Source organism: Micromonospora sp. D75, assembly GCF_018070405.1.
In the GTDB taxonomy this organism is placed as follows: Bacteria; Actinomycetota; Actinomycetes; order Mycobacteriales; family Micromonosporaceae; genus Micromonospora; species Micromonospora chalcea.
The window spans coordinates 1-13,691 of sequence record NZ_JAGPXV010000088.1 but is presented as its reverse complement, the minus strand read 5'-3'; the positions used below and the strand labels follow the sequence as shown (position 1 = coordinate 13,691).

Below are 13,691 nucleotides of genomic sequence, written 5' to 3'. Positions count from 1 at the left end.
CGGGCCGCAGCACGGCGGTCGTCGCCGCGGCGGCGGCGCGGAGGTCCGCGCCGTTCACAATCGCCGCACGCGCAGCACACAGGTGAGCATCGGCAGCGTGAACTCGCCGTCGGCGGTCTCCGTCCGGCTCGCCAGGTACGCGCGGATACGGTCGAGCGTCTCCGCGCGCTCCCGCTCCGGCATGACCAGCATCCCGGCCCGGGTGGCGAGCGTCGCCACGAGCGAGTCGGCGGTCCGGCGCTGCCCGTGCGGGAACTCCGCCTGCTCGGGCGAGCCGAACCGGGCCCCGCCGGTCTTCGGCAGGTGCATGCCGGTCGTGGCGTCGCGCCAGCTCGCGGGCGTATCCCGGGGGCCGATGGCGGCGCTTCCGCTGACCGCCGCGAGCCCGGCGACCCAGTCGACCCGGTCGTCCACGACGTTCCACAGTCCGGCCAGGACACCGCCGGGGGAGAGAACGCGGGCGATCTCCGGCCCGGCCACTGCCATGTCGAACCAGTGCATGGCGTTGCCGGCGACCACGGCGTCGACGGAGGCGTCCGGCAGCGGGATCGCCTCGGCGCTGCCGGACAGCGCCCGTACGCCAGGCAGGGTGCGGCGGAGTTCGGCGAGCATCGCCGGGTCCGGCTCGACGGCCGTCACGTCGTCGCTCACCTCGGCCAGCGTGGCGGTGAGCTTGCCGGTGCCCGCGCCGAGGTCGAGCACCCGCGCGCCGGGTGCGGGTTCGAGCGCCCACCGCAGCGCGGCCCGCGCGTAGTCGGGCCGGTGTTCGGCGTACGCGATGGCCGCCGCGCCGAACGACGAGGAGTGCCTACGTCGTGCGTCTTCCATCGGGTCACCCTATCGACGGGCCGGGCTCCTTGACGTGCGAAGCATACTTCGTGAATAATGGATCGTAGTTCGAGGGGGAGTACCCGAGGATCCACGCATCGCCGTCAGTACGGGCCCGGCCCATCCGGATCCCGGCGGTGCAGCCACCGCTGTCAGTGGCCCGGGGAGACCTTCGTCCAGCAGCGCCGGCACCCCGCCGGCCCGGGGCGAGAGGTCTCCCTTCGGTATGTCCGTGTCCCTGTGGATCTGGGCCGTACTCATGCTGGCGATCGCGGCGATGCTCGCCGTCGACCTGTTCCTGCACCGCGACAACCACGTCATCGGATTTCGTGAGGCAGCGGTCTGGTCCGGCATCTGGATCGCCGCCGGTCTGCTCTTCGGCGTCGTCCTGTGGGTCTGGCAGGGCGGTGACGTGGCAGGCACCTACTACGCCGGCTACCTGATCGAGAAGGCGCTGTCGATCGACAACGTCTTCGTCTTCGCGCTGATCTTCAGCTACTTCGCCGTGCCCGCCGCGTTCCAGCACAAGGTGCTGTTCTGGGGTGTCATCGGCGCCCTGGTGTTCCGGCTGGTCTTCATCTTCGTCGGCGCCGAGCTGCTGGAGACGTTCTTCTGGACCGCGTACGTGTTCGGCGCGTTCCTCGTCTACACCGGCTACAAGATGGCGTTCCGCCACGACGAGCAGACCCCGCCGGACCGCAACCCCGTCGTCCGGCTGGTCCGCCGGGTCGTTCCGACCGAACCCGCATTCCACGGTGACAGGTTCTTCGCCCGGATCGACGGCAAGCGGGTCGCGACGCTGCTGTTCGTGGTCCTGATCGCGGTGGAGACCACCGATCTGATCTTCGCGATCGACAGCGTCGCCGCGATCCTGGCCATCACCACCAGCACGTTCATCGTCTGGACCGCCAACGCCTTCGCCATCCTCGGCCTGCGCAGCCTCTACTTCTGCCTCGCCGGGCTGCTGCGCCGCTTCGTGCACCTGCACTACGGCCTGGCCGTCCTGCTCGCCTTCGCCGGCGTGAAGTTGATCCTGTCGGAGACGCCGGTCGGCAAGCTGCCCATCCCGGTCACCCTCGGCGTGATCGTGGTGACGATCGCGGTGTCGATCCTGTGGAGCCTGCGCAGCACCCGCGGCGCCGTTCCGGACGGCCATTAGGGTGTGTCGAAGTCGGTCACAGCCATTCGTTGTCGGCGCCGAGGTTGAACCATCCATCGGAGACCTCGCCACATTTCGATCTCCGACACGCCGAGCGGTCACTCCAGCTCAGGCACCATCGCCGTCTGAGCTGTCATGCAGTGGCGCAGAAGTCCGACGGGCGGCGGCCCCGACGTGACAGCCGCTGCCGACGCCTACCGGACCGGTGACCAGTAAGTGAGGGATGCGCTTGATCGACTCCGTCCGTCGAATCGCTGCGGCTCTGGCACGGCTTGCACCGCCGTACGGGCCGCTGGAGCTGCCACCGCCGGTCCCTCTGGACGAGCCGCTCGGCGACATCGCCCCCGGTTACGCCGAGTTCCTCCGCCTCGCCGACGGGGCCGACTGTGGAAGCACCGGCGACATGCGGCTGTGGTCGGCAGCATCAGTGCGCCATACACCGTGGATGGCCGACGACCTGCCGGGCGGTGCTACGCGCTGGTGCGTGGTCGCGGACGTCCTGCAGAATCCCGTCTTCGTTGAGCGTGCAACCGGCGAGGTGTGGTGGTTCTCCGACCTGAACATCGTCTGGTACACCGACAGCGACCTTGCCAGTTTCGCCAAGCTGGCCGACGACGTTGCCGGGTTCATCGACCACCTCATCCTCGGTCCTGGGTACGTCCAGCACCTTTCCACCGGGCGAGACGACCCGTGGCTGGAGGCGCTGTCGACCAGCGAGTGAGGTGCGCCCAGCACTACTGACTTTGACACCGCCCCAGCGCACTACCATTTGCGCATGGGCTCGGGCGGCGGGACGTCTGTCGAAGCCGTGTTCTTCGGCACCACGACCGTCTGGCTGTCCGACGGGGCGTCCGGCATCCTGATCGACGGCTTCCTGAGCAGGCCCTCGCTGCTCCGTGTCGCGTTCGGTCGCGTCGCACCCGACCTCGGGCGGATCACCGGCGCTCTCGCCCGGGCCGGGGTGACCCGTCTCGACGCGCTCTTCGTCGCCCACTCCCACTACGACCACGTCATGGACGCCCCCGAGATAGTCAAGCATCTCGGGGGCAGGCTCTTCGGTTCCGAGTCGACCCTGAACGTGGGGCGCGGCGCGGGCCTCGCCGAGGAGTCGATGACGCGCATCGCGGACGGCGGCGAGCACACGGTCGGCGCGTTCACCGTGCGTGTGCTCGCCGCCGTCCACAGCCCCGGCAACAGGTTCCGGGGCACGATCGACGAACCGCTCGTCCCACCGGTCAGGGCGAGCAGCTACCGCGACGGCGGGTGCTTCTCCTTCTTCATCACCCATCCCGGCGGCTCGCTGCTGATCCATCCGAGCGCCAACTTCGTACCCGGCAAGTTCGACGGGCTCGACGTCGACGTCCTCTACCTCGCCACAGGCGCTCTGGGTGTTCAGCCGCGGCGGTTCCAGGACGACTACTGGCGGCACGTGGTGGAAGCGACGCGGCCCGGCCTCATCGTGCCGATCCACTGGGACAACTTCTTCGTGTCGCTGGACCGCAGGCTCCGCCCGCTGCCGCCCGTCTTCGACAGGTTCGCCGCGACGAAGGCGTTCCTCGACCGCAGGAGCGAGGAGGCCCGGATCCCCGTACGGTTCCCCGAGCCCTTCGAGGTGACCAGGCCGTTCGCGAGGTAGGGCGTCAGCGGAACCGGTCGACGGTGACGGGAAGCATCCCCTGCTCGCGCATCCGAGTCGTCAGACCGTGCAGCAGCACACCGACGGCCTCATCGCGGTCGCCGAGAAGGTCGCAGGTCACGTCCAGTCCCCAGGCGGCACCCGCGGCGACGCGGCGCAGATCCCAGCGGAAGGCGTCGCCGCGGACCTGTCGGCGCGCCGATCCCAGGACACGCGTGCCGGGATCCGCCGGGTCGCCGGTGATCGGCATCTGCCACGCCTCGCTGAGTGCCGTGAGATCGTCCGGGCTCAGCTCGCCGGCGAACAGGATCCGGTAGACGCGCGTCTCACGGAACCCCGGCCGGGGTCCGGAGTCGCCCAGCCGCAAAGGGGAGGGCGGCTGAGCCGGAGGGGCGCCGAAGCACTCCCGCAGCGTGTCCTCGTCCGGCAGGTCCGCGCCGCAGAGATCTCGATAGAGCGCCGCCGCCGCGTCGCGGTCGACGGGCGTCACCCGCTCGCGTAACCCGGCGTCCGCACGTAGCCGCCGGCTGGTGGCCGACGCCTCGTGCCAACGCCCCTCGGACCGGATCCAACCACCGCTCACCAGTCCGGCGGAGGAGTAGTCCGGCGCGAGCAGGAACTCCTCGGCCAGCAGTCCTTCCGGCGCGCCGGCGGCGTCGTACAGCACGTAGTAGTGCAGTGCGGGAGGTGAGCCGGCCATCTGGCGCGCGGGGGATGTCGTCGTCACCCGTGGATTGTCGAGCAGGCCGGGAGCCGACGGTGTTCGGCTCGCCGAACACTTTCGGTGCCGCGACGATTATCGGATTACCGGTAACAGTAATCAACCTACCTGGCCGGTCAAATAGGACGAATCGGCGCTACACCATAATGACAGTTATGTGCGGGCGGGTTCAGAGGGCCGCTGTCGGCGTACGATCACGCCACCGCAACCGATCCAGGGAGCAGGCGATGGTGTTCGACGCGACGCTGACCCGGATCAACGACGGCGTACAGATGCACCACCAGCACGGCCGACGCGAGGACGCCCGCGACCTGTTCGCCCGGATCTGGGACGAGATCGGCGGGGAACAGGGTGATCCACTGCACGTCTGCGTCCTCGCCCACGCGATGGCCGACGTGCAGGACGACGCACGTCAGGAGCTTGTCTGGGACCGGCGGGCGCTCGCGGCGGCCGACCTGCTCACCGACGAGCGGGTCGCGCAGGCCGGGGTGCCGATGTCAGTCGCCGGGCTGTACCCGTCGCTGCATCTGAACCTGGCGGAGTGCCACCGCAAGCTCGGTGAACTCGACCAGGCGCGGGACCATCTCCGGCGGGCCCGGGACGGGATCGGGGCGCTCGGCGACGACGGCTACGGGAAGCTGATACGAGGCGGACTGGACCGGCTGTCGCAGGAACTGTCCGCCGGATAGACCGCAGACGAATGGCTAGCGGCCAGCGTTCGTCGACGGGGTGACCGCGGTGACGACCAGGTCGACGATCCCGTCGGCGTAGTCGTCGGTCAGCGGGCCGTTGCGCAGCAGCCAGCGGTGGTACAGCGGACCGAACAGCAGCTCCACCACCAGGTCAAGCGCCGTGTCGGGGCGTACCTGGCCGGCCTCGCGGGCGGCCTCCAGCCGGGCGCGGACCGCGTTCAACTGAGGGCGGAGCAGCCGGTCGCGCGCCTGGGCGGCCAGGTCCTCATCGGCGAGCGTCTCGATGGTGATGGCACGCGTGGTGGCGGACAGCCGGGGATCGGCGAACTCGGCGACTGTGGCCCGGAGAACCTCACGCAGGTCAGCCCGCAGGTCGCCGGTGTCGGGCAGCGCGATCACCTCCGGCATGTCGTCGGCGAGCGCGTCCAGGATGACCGCGCCCTTGCCGCGCCACCAGCGGTAGATGGTCTGCTTGCCGACCCCGGCGCGGGCGGCGATCGCCTCGACGGTCAGGGCCGAATAGCCGGTCTCGGTCAGCAGCTCCAGGGCGGCGGCGAGGATCGCGCGACGGGACTGCTCATTGCGGCGGGTGGGCTGCGGAGTCACACCGGCAGCCTACCGCGAGACGAGACGTATCGTCTTGACGGAGGTGGTCGTGCCGTGCTCTGCTGGGCAAGCGAGACGGGACGTCTCGTCTCAGCAGAGATCAGGAGAACACTTGCCGCACATCGCCATGGTCAGCATCCCGTTCCACGGCCACGTCAACCCGAGCTTGGAGATCATCCGTACCCTGGTGCGGCGCGGCCACCGGGTCACGTACGCCAACGACCCCGCCTTCGCCGAGGTCATCCGGTCCACCGGCGCGGAGCTGAAGCCGTACGCCTCGACGCTGCCCGCCGACGGCGGCGCCGGCATCGACGACCCGATCGCGCAGCTCACGCTCTTCCTCGACGACGCGATCGCCATGCTGCCGCAGCTGCGGGCCGCCTACACCGACGACCGGCCGGACCTGTTCCTCTACGACATCGCGGGCGCGCCGGCCCGGCTGCTCGGCGAACAGTGGGGGATTCCGGCCGTTCAACTGTCCTCGACGTTCGTGGCCTGGGACGGCTACGAGCAGGAGATGGCATCCGCCGTGGAGGCGATGCGGGCCGATCCGCGCGGCGCCGACTACTACCGGCGGTTCACCGCATGGCTGACCGCGCAGAGTTCGTCGGTCACCGACAGCATGGCGTTCCAGGGGCGGCCGGTCCGCAGCCTCGTCCTGCCGCCGGAGGCGCTCCAGCCGAACGCCGACCGCGTGGACCGGTCGGTCTACAGCTTCGTCGGCCCGGTGCTGGGCGACCGCGCCGAGCAGGGTTCCTGGGTACGACCGGAGCACGCCGGGAAGGTGCTGCTCGTCTCGCTCGGCTCCGCCTTCACCCGGCAGCCCGAGTTCTACCGCCGCTGCGTCGCCGCGTTCGGCGACCTGCCCGGCTGGCACACCGTCCTGCAGATCGGCGAGCACGTCGACCCGGCCGAACTCGGTCCCGTCCCGGACAGCGTCGAGGTCCACCGGTGGGTGCCGCAGCTGGCCGTACTGGAGCAGGCGGATGCCTTCGTCACCCACGCCGGCATGGGCGGCAGCAGCGAAGGTCTCTACTGCGGGACGCCGATGATCGCCGTACCGCAGGCGGCCGACCAGTTCGCGAACGCCGAGCAGCTGGCCACGCTCGGCGTCGCCCGGGTCGTCGACTCGGGCGACGTCACCGCCGCGGAGCTGCGCGAGACGTTGCTCGCCCTCACCTCGGACCCGGCCGTGGTGGCCCGCAGCGCCGAGCTGAAGCGGCAGGCCCGCGCCGCCGGTGGTGCCGACCGGGCCGCCGACCTGATCGAGGCCGAACTGGCCGCGGTACGGGGCGGCGCCGCGAGCGGCGGGTGAGGCGTGGGGGGGGGGGGGGGGCCGCCGCGCCCCCCCCCCCCCACGCCCGGTCAGTCCTCCGCCAGCACCGTGAAGGTGAATGCGGTGCTCGTCGGACGGTTCAGCGGGATGTCGCACTTGACCCGGCGCAGCACGGCGGACCGGGTGAGGCCAAACCGGTGGGCGATGAGCCGGTCCGGGCGCACCGGCACCGGGTCGTCGAACGTGACGTTCACCTGCACCGGCCACCCGTCGAGCGGTACGACCGGCGCGTCCAGGCGCCACGCTCCGGTCCAGTCGAGGGTGAATCGGCAGCGCCGGGCGAACGCCGGGTCCAGCAGTGTGGCCGCCACCAGGTCGGGATCGTTGAGTTGGTGGCCGTGCAGATCGGTGGGATCGAACGAGCTGACAGTCGCCCGCTCGCGGACGGTGAGCTTGCTGGTCCGGCCGCAGGACACGCAGTGCACCAGCAGCCAGACGTCCAGCAGTTTGCCGTTGGCGTTGACCCGGAACCGGCCCCGGGCGGCGGTGGCCGACTCCGCCCGGCAGATGACGCAGCGCAGCGACAGCAGCGGAAGGCGGGTCCGGCGTACGACCCAGGGCAGCACGATATGAGGTTGGGATGACATGGAGACCTGATCTCTGAAGACCTGACGCGAGGCCGATTACGCGCGGCCTCGGACGCTGTGGCCGGGCGCGCGAGGGCAGCCCGGGGAGCCGTCGCGCAGGCGACGGCTACAGGCGTGGGAACGTGTCAGGTTCTAGAGAGCAGGAGGGGTCACGCGGAATCGTCCTTCTTCGCTGCGACAGGAGTGCGGGAAACGTACGGGACGTCCGGAACCGCTCTCAACCCGTTTTCCGGCACCGCTGCGTCACGCATCACTTCACTGACTAAAAGTTTGCAGTCCCTGCAAGATCGCTCGTAGGGTCGTGGCGTGACCACCGACCAGAGCCGCCCCGGCCTGCGCGACCGCAAGAAGCGGCAGACCCGCGCCGCCCTCAGCGCCGCCGCGCTGCGCCTGGTCGCCGAGCGCGGCCTGGACCAGGTGACGGTGGAGGAGATCAGCGAGGCCGCCGACGTGTCGGCCCGCACCTTCTTCAACTACTTCCCCAGCAAGGACGAGGCGCTGCTCGGCGACCAGCCGACCGACCGCGAGGTGCTTGCCGCCCACATCGTCGCCGCGCCGCCGGAGATGTCCGCGTTCGACGCGCTGCGGCTGGCCTTCGGCGACGTCGTCGAAGCCGTCGAGGCCGACCGGGAGGTGTGGCTGCTGCGGCTGCGGGTCATCGCGGCAAACCCGTCGCTTCTTCCGCGTCTGATCAGCGGCAACGCCGAGACCGAACAGGTGATCGTCGCGGCGGTGGCCGCCCGGCTGGGCCTCGACCCGTGCCACGGCCACCCGACGCTCGTCACCGCTGTCGCCGGCGCGGTCTTCCGCACGGCCCTCATGCAGTGGGTCGAGCGACCCGACACGACGACGCTGCGCGAGCTGACCGCCGAGGCGTTCGCCGCCGTCGCCGCCGGCCTGCCCGATCCGTCCTGACCCCTCCCATCCGTACCGGCCGCCGCCGTCGCGCGGCCGCTCGCACGTGCACACCGACAAGGAGTTCGATGACCACCGCCACTGTTCCACCCGCCGAGACGGGTACGCGGATGTCACGCCGGGAGGTTCTCCAGGCGTTGTCCGGCCTGATGGTCGGCATGTTCGTGGCGATCCTCGCCTCGACGGTGGTGGCGAACGCGCTGCCCCGGATCATCGCCGACCTCAACGGCAGCCAGACCGTCTACACCTGGATCGTCACCAGCGAGCTGCTGGCGATGACCGCGACGGTCCCGCTGTGGGGCAAGATGGCCGACCTCTACAGCAAGAAGCTGCTGATCCAGTTGTCCCTCGGCCTTTTCGTGGTCGGCTCGCTGGTCGCCGGATTCACCCCGAACGTCGAGGTGCTGCTGCTCAGCCGGGTCATCCAGGGCATCGGCGCGGGCGGCATGACCGCGCTCGCCACGATCGTCATGGCGGCCATGATCCCGCCGCGTGAGCTGGGCCGGTACGCCGGCATCTTCGGCGCGGTCTTCGGTGTCGGCACCATCGCCGGCCCGCTGATCGGCGGCGTCCTGGTCGACACGTCCTGGCTCGGCTGGCGCTGGTGCTTCCTGATCGGTGTGCCGTTCAGCCTGCTGTCCATCGCGCTGCTGCAGAAGACGCTGCACCTTCCGGTGGTCCGCCGCAGGGTCCGCATCGACTGGCTCGGCGCCCTGCTGATCACCTCGGGTGTGTCCACGCTGCTGATCTGGTCGTCGCTGGCCGGGAACAAGTTCGACTGGGCCTCGGGCTGGACCGCGCTGCTGGTCGGCGGCGGGCTGGCGCTGCTCGCGCTCGCCGTGTTCGTGGAGGCCCGTACCGAGGAGCCGATCATCCCGCTCGGCATCTTCCGCAACCGCACCGTCAGCCTCACCACGATCGCGAGCATCCTGGTGGGCGTGGCGATGTTCGGCGGCACGGTGTTCCTGTCGCAGTACTTCCAGACCTCGCTCGGCAAGTCGCCGACGGTGGCCGGCCTGATGAGCCTGCCGATGGTCCTCGGCCTGCTGGTCTCCTCGACCGTGGCCGGCCAGCTGATCACCAAGTACGGCCGGTGGAAGATGTTCCTGGTCGCCGGCGCCGCGGTGATGACGGTTGGCATGCTGCTGCTGAGCACCATCGACGCGAACACGAGCGTGCCGATGCTCTCGGTGTACATGGCGGTGCTGGGCGTCGGCGTCGGCATGCTGCTGCAGAACCTGGTGCTGGCCGCGCAGAACGACGTGCCGGCCGCCGAGCTGGGCGCGGCGACCTCGGTGCTGACGTTCTTCCGCAGCATGGGCGGCGCGGTCGGGGTCAGCGCGCTCGGCGCGGTCCTGGCCAACCGGGTCACGTCGCTGACCACCGAGAAGCTCGGGCCGCTGGCCACCGGCGGCGGATCGGCCGAGGTGCCGGACCTGTCGGCCCTGCCGGAGCCGGTGCTGCGGATCGTGCAGGAGGTCTACGGCACCGCCACGTCGGAGATGTTCCTCATCGGCGCGCCGTTCGCGCTGCTCGCCCTGGTCGTCGTGCTGTTCATCAAGGAGAAGCCGCTGAACACGCTCAGCGGTGACGAGCGCCGGGTCCGTGAGGAGGCGGCGGCCGCCGGGATGCACTGATCCCGCACGGTCGAGCGTGGGGCCGCCCCCGGGAGTCACCGGGGGCGGCCCCTTGTGCGATACCGGTCAGCGTTCCGTACGGTCGTTGATCTCGGTGCCGGACTCGCCGGGCATCGCGCCGATCGACTCCTCGGCGGCCCGGCCGCCGGTGCTCTCGTCGCCCTGCTTCAGCGAACTGCGGGGCAGCCCGGCCAGGTGAGCCGGGTCCTCGATCGGCTGGGGCGGCCACTGGTCCTGCGTACCGTCGGTCACCCCGGCGCGGCGCAGCGCCTCGACCAGTTGGTCCGGCGACAGGCGGTCGACCTCCTGTATCCCGGCCCCGCGCGCAATCGCCTGCAGTGTCTTCAGGTCTTCGCTCACGAATGTCTCGGCCATGCCCGAGCCTTCCCGCCCCTCAAGACAAGGAAACCGGCGGGCCTGCCACCGCCGGGTCGATCATGAAGTTGTACCGGACAAACCGGGCGCCGAACACCGTCAACCTCATGATCGACGCGAAATGGGAGGTTCGGTCAGCGGCGGGCGGGTTTGCGGGCGGGGCGCGGGCGGTCCCGGTCCGGGTCGATCCCCACCTGGACGGCGAACGCCGGGTCCACGGCCAGCAGGGGGCGGGGGCCGAACAGCGCCATTCCGGTGAGCAGCGTGTCGGTGTCGCGGCCCTGCCAGACCGGGCGGCGCTCGGGGTCGAGGTCGGCGTGCTCGCGGCGCAGCCGCCGCAGCAGGCGCCGAGCGGCGGACCCGGTCTCCGGCACCTCGGTCAGCCACCAGCCGCCGAGCGCGGTGGCCAGGCAGCAGAGCAGCAGCCCGGCGACCGAGGCGGGACCACCGGCGGAGCGCCCCTCGACGGCGCTGTCCACGAGCCGGGTCAGCCCGACCACGGCGACCGCGAACAGCGGCACCGTGCCCAGCGCGATCCGCCGTCGCTGCGCGCGGGTGAGCAGCCAGCCGTCGCGGACCAGCCGCCCGACCATACGGCGCAGCGCCCGGCCCACCTCCGGGTCGGCGAGCACCGCGGCCCAGGTCTGCGGGCGGCGCAGCGCGCTGTACAGGGCGCGCACCAGCGCGGGCGAACCGGCCGGGGGACGCCCCTGCGCGTGCAGGGTGGCCAGCTCGCCGATCTCGACGCCACCGGCGCGGCGCAGCGCGGCCACCCCGAGCTGGCAGGCCAGCAGCGCCCGATCGGTCAGGTACGCCAGCTCGACCCGGTCGGGCGTCGCGCCCCGGGTACGGCGGCCGGTCAGTTCGCGTACCGCGATCGCGATCGCGACGGCCACGGCGACCGCGCCGAGGTAGTCGAGGAGGAAGATCGACCCGCTGACTCCCCAGAGCATGGCGGCAAGTATGTCAGGAGCCGTGCCGTACCTCGGAGTCCCAGATCCGCGACCACGGGCGGCGCAGCCCTCGGGCGACGAAGATCGGCTCGCCGTTCTCGTCGTTGTCGACGTCGACCCGCTGGTCGACCCGGCCGGCCTCGGTGACCTCGGTGAACCAGGCGCGCAACCGGTCCGGGCGGGACCAGCCGACGACGATCACCACGTCGGCGTCGTCGGGCGGCCGGCCGAACGTGGCCATGCTGTTGTGCCCCGAGTACGCGCGGGGCAGTCCCCGCTGCGGCCCGTACCGAGCCAGCGCGCCGGCCTCGCCGTAGTTGCCGGTCAGCACCACCGCCCGGTCCCGCTCGGGCGGGGGCAGGGCGCGGTGCACGGCGGCGACCGAGTCGGCGAACTCGGGCCAGCCGATGGTCTCGCCCGCGTCGTAGTTCGCCGCGACCACGAACCCGGGCAGCCGGTCGGCGGGCAGCGTGGGCAGCAGCAGCACCGCGCTGCTCGCGGCCATCAGCACGGCGGCGGTGACCAGCAGCGCCTGCCGGACCCGGGGCGTGCCCCGCCGCGCCCACGCGACGGCCGGCACCACACCGGCAGCGGTGAGCACCAGCAGCAGCGGCGCGTCGTAGTAGCCCTTGCCGCCGGCCACCACCACGATCGTGACCACCACCAGCCACGCCCAGGCAAGCGACCGGTACGCCGCCCAGGACGGCCGGCGCAGCAGCGCGGCCAGCCCGGCCACCCACACCGGAACCGCGAACGGGCTGATGATCAGGAACTGGAGCACCACCGCGTCGATGCGGCCGCTGTAGGAGCTGTCGCCGTCGGCGATCGACGCGGCGACGTCGAGCTGCGGGAAGCCGTGCGCGGCCTGCCACGCCGCGTTCGGCACGGCGAGCAGCACGGCGACGCCCGTGCCGGCGAGCACCCACCGGTCGCGCAGCAGCCGGCGCGGCCCGGCGATCAGCAGACCGGCGACCAGGCCGACGCCGAGCAGGGCGGGCAGCGGCTTGTTGAGCAGGCCGACGCCGAGCGCGAGCCCGGCGCCGAGCGCCCACCGGCTGTCGCCGGTGCGCAGCATCCGCACCACGCACAGCGCCGCGGCCAGCCACACCAGCAGGTCGACGCTCGTGGTGCTGAGCAGGTGGCCGCCGGCCAGCACGATGCCCGAGGCGGCGGCGAGCACCGCCGCGGCCGTCTGGGTGAGGCGGTCGGCGCCGAACTGCCGGGCGATGGCGGCGACCAGCACGACCGCCGTGCCGCCGATGAACGCCGACGGGGTACGCAGCGCGACCAGGTTGCCCGGCGCGATCGTGTCGGCCAGCCGGGCCAGCGCCGGCACGAGCGGCCCCTGGTCGACGTAGCCCCAGTCGAGGTGCCGGCCGCACAGCAGGAAGTACAGCTCGTCGCGGTGGTAGCCGTAGCGGCCGGCGAGCGACAGCAGCACGACGGTGAGGACCGCGCCCACCACCATGGGCGCTGCGGTACGCGGACCGGCGGGCGGCGGGCCACCGGGCGCGGCGGCCTGGCTCCGATCGACGTCGGCGACTGATTCGGCCACCTGCCCATGATGGACCGCACCGGTGGGCCGTCGATGCCCCGTGACCCTCGGCCGGGTGGACGGAAACCGGTGGCCGGACGGCCGGGGCGACGGTTAGCGTGCCCGGCGATGAGGATTCGTGACTACGCCGACGCCGACTGGGACCAGGTCTGGCCGATCTTCGCCGACGTCGTGACCGCCGCCGACACGTTCGCGTACGACCCGGAATGGTCGCCGGAGACGGCGCGCGAGGTGTGGGTGGAGCGGCCGCCGGGGCGTACCTCGGTCGCGGTGGACCACGACGGCGCGGTGCGCGGCACCGCGAAGATGGGCCCGAACCGGCCCGGGCCGGGGTCGCACGTGGCGACCGCGAGCTTCATGGTGGCGGCGCACGCGCGCGGCCGGGGCGTGGGCCGTGCGCTGTGCGAGGACGCGTTGGACTGGGCGCGGCGGCAGGGCTTCGCCGCGATGCAGTTCAACGCCGTGGTGGAGACCAACACGGCGGCGGTGGAGCTGTACCGGCGGCTGGGCTTCACGGTGATCGGCACCGTGCCGGAGTCGTTCGCCCACCCGACGCTGGGCCGGGTCGGGCTGCACGTCATGCACCGGCGGCTGTGACATCGGCGGCCGGAAAACGCCGGGGCGGCCCGGGGGGGGTGCTGACAGGCTGCCCGCCCAGACCGCTCAAGCCCACGCCCGGGCGCGCGCCCAC

The 13,691-nt window shown here is 71.7% G+C and carries 15 protein-coding genes; 8 read left to right on the top strand and 7 right to left on the bottom strand.

What is annotated here, in order from left to right; genetic code table 11:
* Nucleotides 1–54: 54 nt before the first annotated feature.
* On the bottom strand, nt 55–828 hold the full coding sequence (locus tag KBX39_RS08325; RefSeq protein WP_210869854.1) for a class I SAM-dependent methyltransferase: 774 nt from the start codon (nt 826–828) through the stop codon (nt 55–57).
* A gap of 226 nt (nt 829–1,054) precedes the next feature.
* Here KBX39_RS08325 and KBX39_RS08320 point away from each other — a divergent pair, with 226 nt between their 5' ends.
* The 3 genes from KBX39_RS08320 (at nt 1,055) to KBX39_RS08310 (ending at nt 3,623) form a co-directional block, all read left to right on the top strand.
* Nucleotides 1,055–1,987 carry a TerC family protein gene (locus KBX39_RS08320; protein ID WP_210869852.1) on the top strand — a complete coding sequence of 311 codons (933 nt, stop codon included), beginning with the start codon at nt 1,055–1,057 and terminating at the stop codon, nt 1,985–1,987.
* 229 nt (nt 1,988–2,216) lie between these two features.
* A complete protein-coding gene (locus tag KBX39_RS08315; RefSeq protein WP_124778865.1) occupies nt 2,217–2,708 on the top strand; it encodes a hypothetical protein in 492 nt (163 codons plus the stop codon).
* A gap of 54 nt (nt 2,709–2,762) precedes the next feature.
* Complete coding sequence (locus KBX39_RS08310) at nt 2,763–3,623, top strand: MBL fold metallo-hydrolase (protein ID WP_069089668.1); 861 nt, start codon at nt 2,763–2,765, stop codon at nt 3,621–3,623.
* A 4-nt stretch (nt 3,624–3,627) separates the two neighbouring features.
* Here the strand turns inward: KBX39_RS08310 and KBX39_RS08305 are convergent, their stop codons facing one another.
* Nucleotides 3,628–4,350 (bottom strand): hypothetical protein, encoded by a 723-nt coding sequence (locus KBX39_RS08305; protein WP_223201062.1) that lies wholly within the window; start codon nt 4,348–4,350, stop codon nt 3,628–3,630.
* A 221-nt stretch (nt 4,351–4,571) separates the two neighbouring features.
* On the opposite strand from KBX39_RS08305, the gene KBX39_RS08300 reads away from it, so the two are divergent.
* On the top strand, nt 4,572–5,033 hold the full coding sequence (locus KBX39_RS08300; protein WP_166457452.1) for a tetratricopeptide repeat protein: 462 nt from the start codon (nt 4,572–4,574) through the stop codon (nt 5,031–5,033).
* A gap of 15 nt (nt 5,034–5,048) precedes the next feature.
* Here the strand turns inward: KBX39_RS08300 and KBX39_RS08295 are convergent, their stop codons facing one another.
* Nucleotides 5,049–5,642, bottom strand: a complete 594-nt coding sequence (locus KBX39_RS08295; protein WP_210869851.1) for a TetR/AcrR family transcriptional regulator — start codon at nt 5,640–5,642, stop codon at nt 5,049–5,051.
* Nucleotides 5,643–5,754: 112 nt separating this feature from the next.
* Between KBX39_RS08295 and KBX39_RS08290 the strand changes: the two genes are divergently transcribed.
* Nucleotides 5,755–6,957, top strand: a complete 1,203-nt coding sequence (locus KBX39_RS08290; RefSeq protein ID WP_210869850.1) for a macrolide family glycosyltransferase — start codon at nt 5,755–5,757, stop codon at nt 6,955–6,957.
* Between the two features lie 50 nt (nt 6,958–7,007).
* Here KBX39_RS08290 and KBX39_RS08285 read toward each other — a convergent pair whose 3' ends face one another.
* On the bottom strand, nt 7,008–7,544 hold the full coding sequence (locus tag KBX39_RS08285; RefSeq protein WP_312246825.1) for a DUF1062 domain-containing protein: 537 nt from the start codon (nt 7,542–7,544) through the stop codon (nt 7,008–7,010).
* 327 nt (nt 7,545–7,871) lie between these two features.
* Here KBX39_RS08285 and KBX39_RS08280 point away from each other — a divergent pair, with 327 nt between their 5' ends.
* Entirely contained in the window at nt 7,872–8,480 is a 609-nt protein-coding gene (locus KBX39_RS08280) for a TetR family transcriptional regulator (protein ID WP_210869848.1), read from the top strand.
* A 68-nt stretch (nt 8,481–8,548) separates the two neighbouring features.
* Entirely contained in the window at nt 8,549–10,117 is a 1,569-nt protein-coding gene (locus tag KBX39_RS08275; RefSeq protein ID WP_210869846.1) for an MDR family MFS transporter, read from the top strand.
* 66 nt (nt 10,118–10,183) lie between these two features.
* Here the strand turns inward: KBX39_RS08275 and KBX39_RS08270 are convergent, their stop codons facing one another.
* From KBX39_RS08270 to KBX39_RS08260, 3 genes are all read right to left on the bottom strand, one after another.
* Entirely contained in the window at nt 10,184–10,492 is a 309-nt protein-coding gene (locus KBX39_RS08270) for a hypothetical protein (protein ID WP_013286318.1), read from the bottom strand.
* Nucleotides 10,493–10,626: 134 nt separating this feature from the next.
* Entirely contained in the window at nt 10,627–11,445 is an 819-nt protein-coding gene (locus KBX39_RS08265) for a TIGR04222 domain-containing membrane protein (RefSeq protein ID WP_210869844.1), read from the bottom strand.
* Between the two features lie 13 nt (nt 11,446–11,458).
* On the bottom strand, nt 11,459–13,000 hold the full coding sequence (locus KBX39_RS08260; RefSeq protein ID WP_210869842.1) for a glycosyltransferase family 39 protein: 1,542 nt from the start codon (nt 12,998–13,000) through the stop codon (nt 11,459–11,461).
* 108 nt (nt 13,001–13,108) lie between these two features.
* Here KBX39_RS08260 and KBX39_RS08255 point away from each other — a divergent pair, with 108 nt between their 5' ends.
* Entirely contained in the window at nt 13,109–13,597 is a 489-nt protein-coding gene (locus tag KBX39_RS08255; protein ID WP_113974112.1) for a GNAT family N-acetyltransferase, read from the top strand.
* The last annotated feature ends 94 nt before the right edge of the window (nt 13,598–13,691 follow it).

What these genes read in the sequence shown, in the direction of transcription:
- KBX39_RS08255 (WP_113974112.1), top strand. Translation starts at nt 13,109, where the DNA reads ATGAGGATTCGTGACTACGCCGACGCCGACTGGGACCAGGTCTGGCCG.
- KBX39_RS08275 (WP_210869846.1), top strand. Translation starts at nt 8,549, where the DNA reads ATGACCACCGCCACTGTTCCACCCGCCGAGACGGGTACGCGGATGTCA.
- KBX39_RS08300 (WP_166457452.1), top strand. Translation starts at nt 4,572, where the DNA reads ATGGTGTTCGACGCGACGCTGACCCGGATCAACGACGGCGTACAGATG.
- KBX39_RS08265 (WP_210869844.1), bottom strand. Translation starts at nt 11,445, where the DNA reads ATGCTCTGGGGAGTCAGCGGGTCGATCTTCCTCCTCGACTACCTCGGC.
- KBX39_RS08320 (WP_210869852.1), top strand. Translation starts at nt 1,055, where the DNA reads ATGTCCGTGTCCCTGTGGATCTGGGCCGTACTCATGCTGGCGATCGCG.
- KBX39_RS08325 (WP_210869854.1), bottom strand. Translation starts at nt 828, where the DNA reads ATGGAAGACGCACGACGTAGGCACTCCTCGTCGTTCGGCGCGGCGGCC.
- KBX39_RS08270 (WP_013286318.1), bottom strand. Translation starts at nt 10,492, where the DNA reads ATGGCCGAGACATTCGTGAGCGAAGACCTGAAGACACTGCAGGCGATT.
- KBX39_RS08310 (WP_069089668.1), top strand. Translation starts at nt 2,763, where the DNA reads ATGGGCTCGGGCGGCGGGACGTCTGTCGAAGCCGTGTTCTTCGGCACC.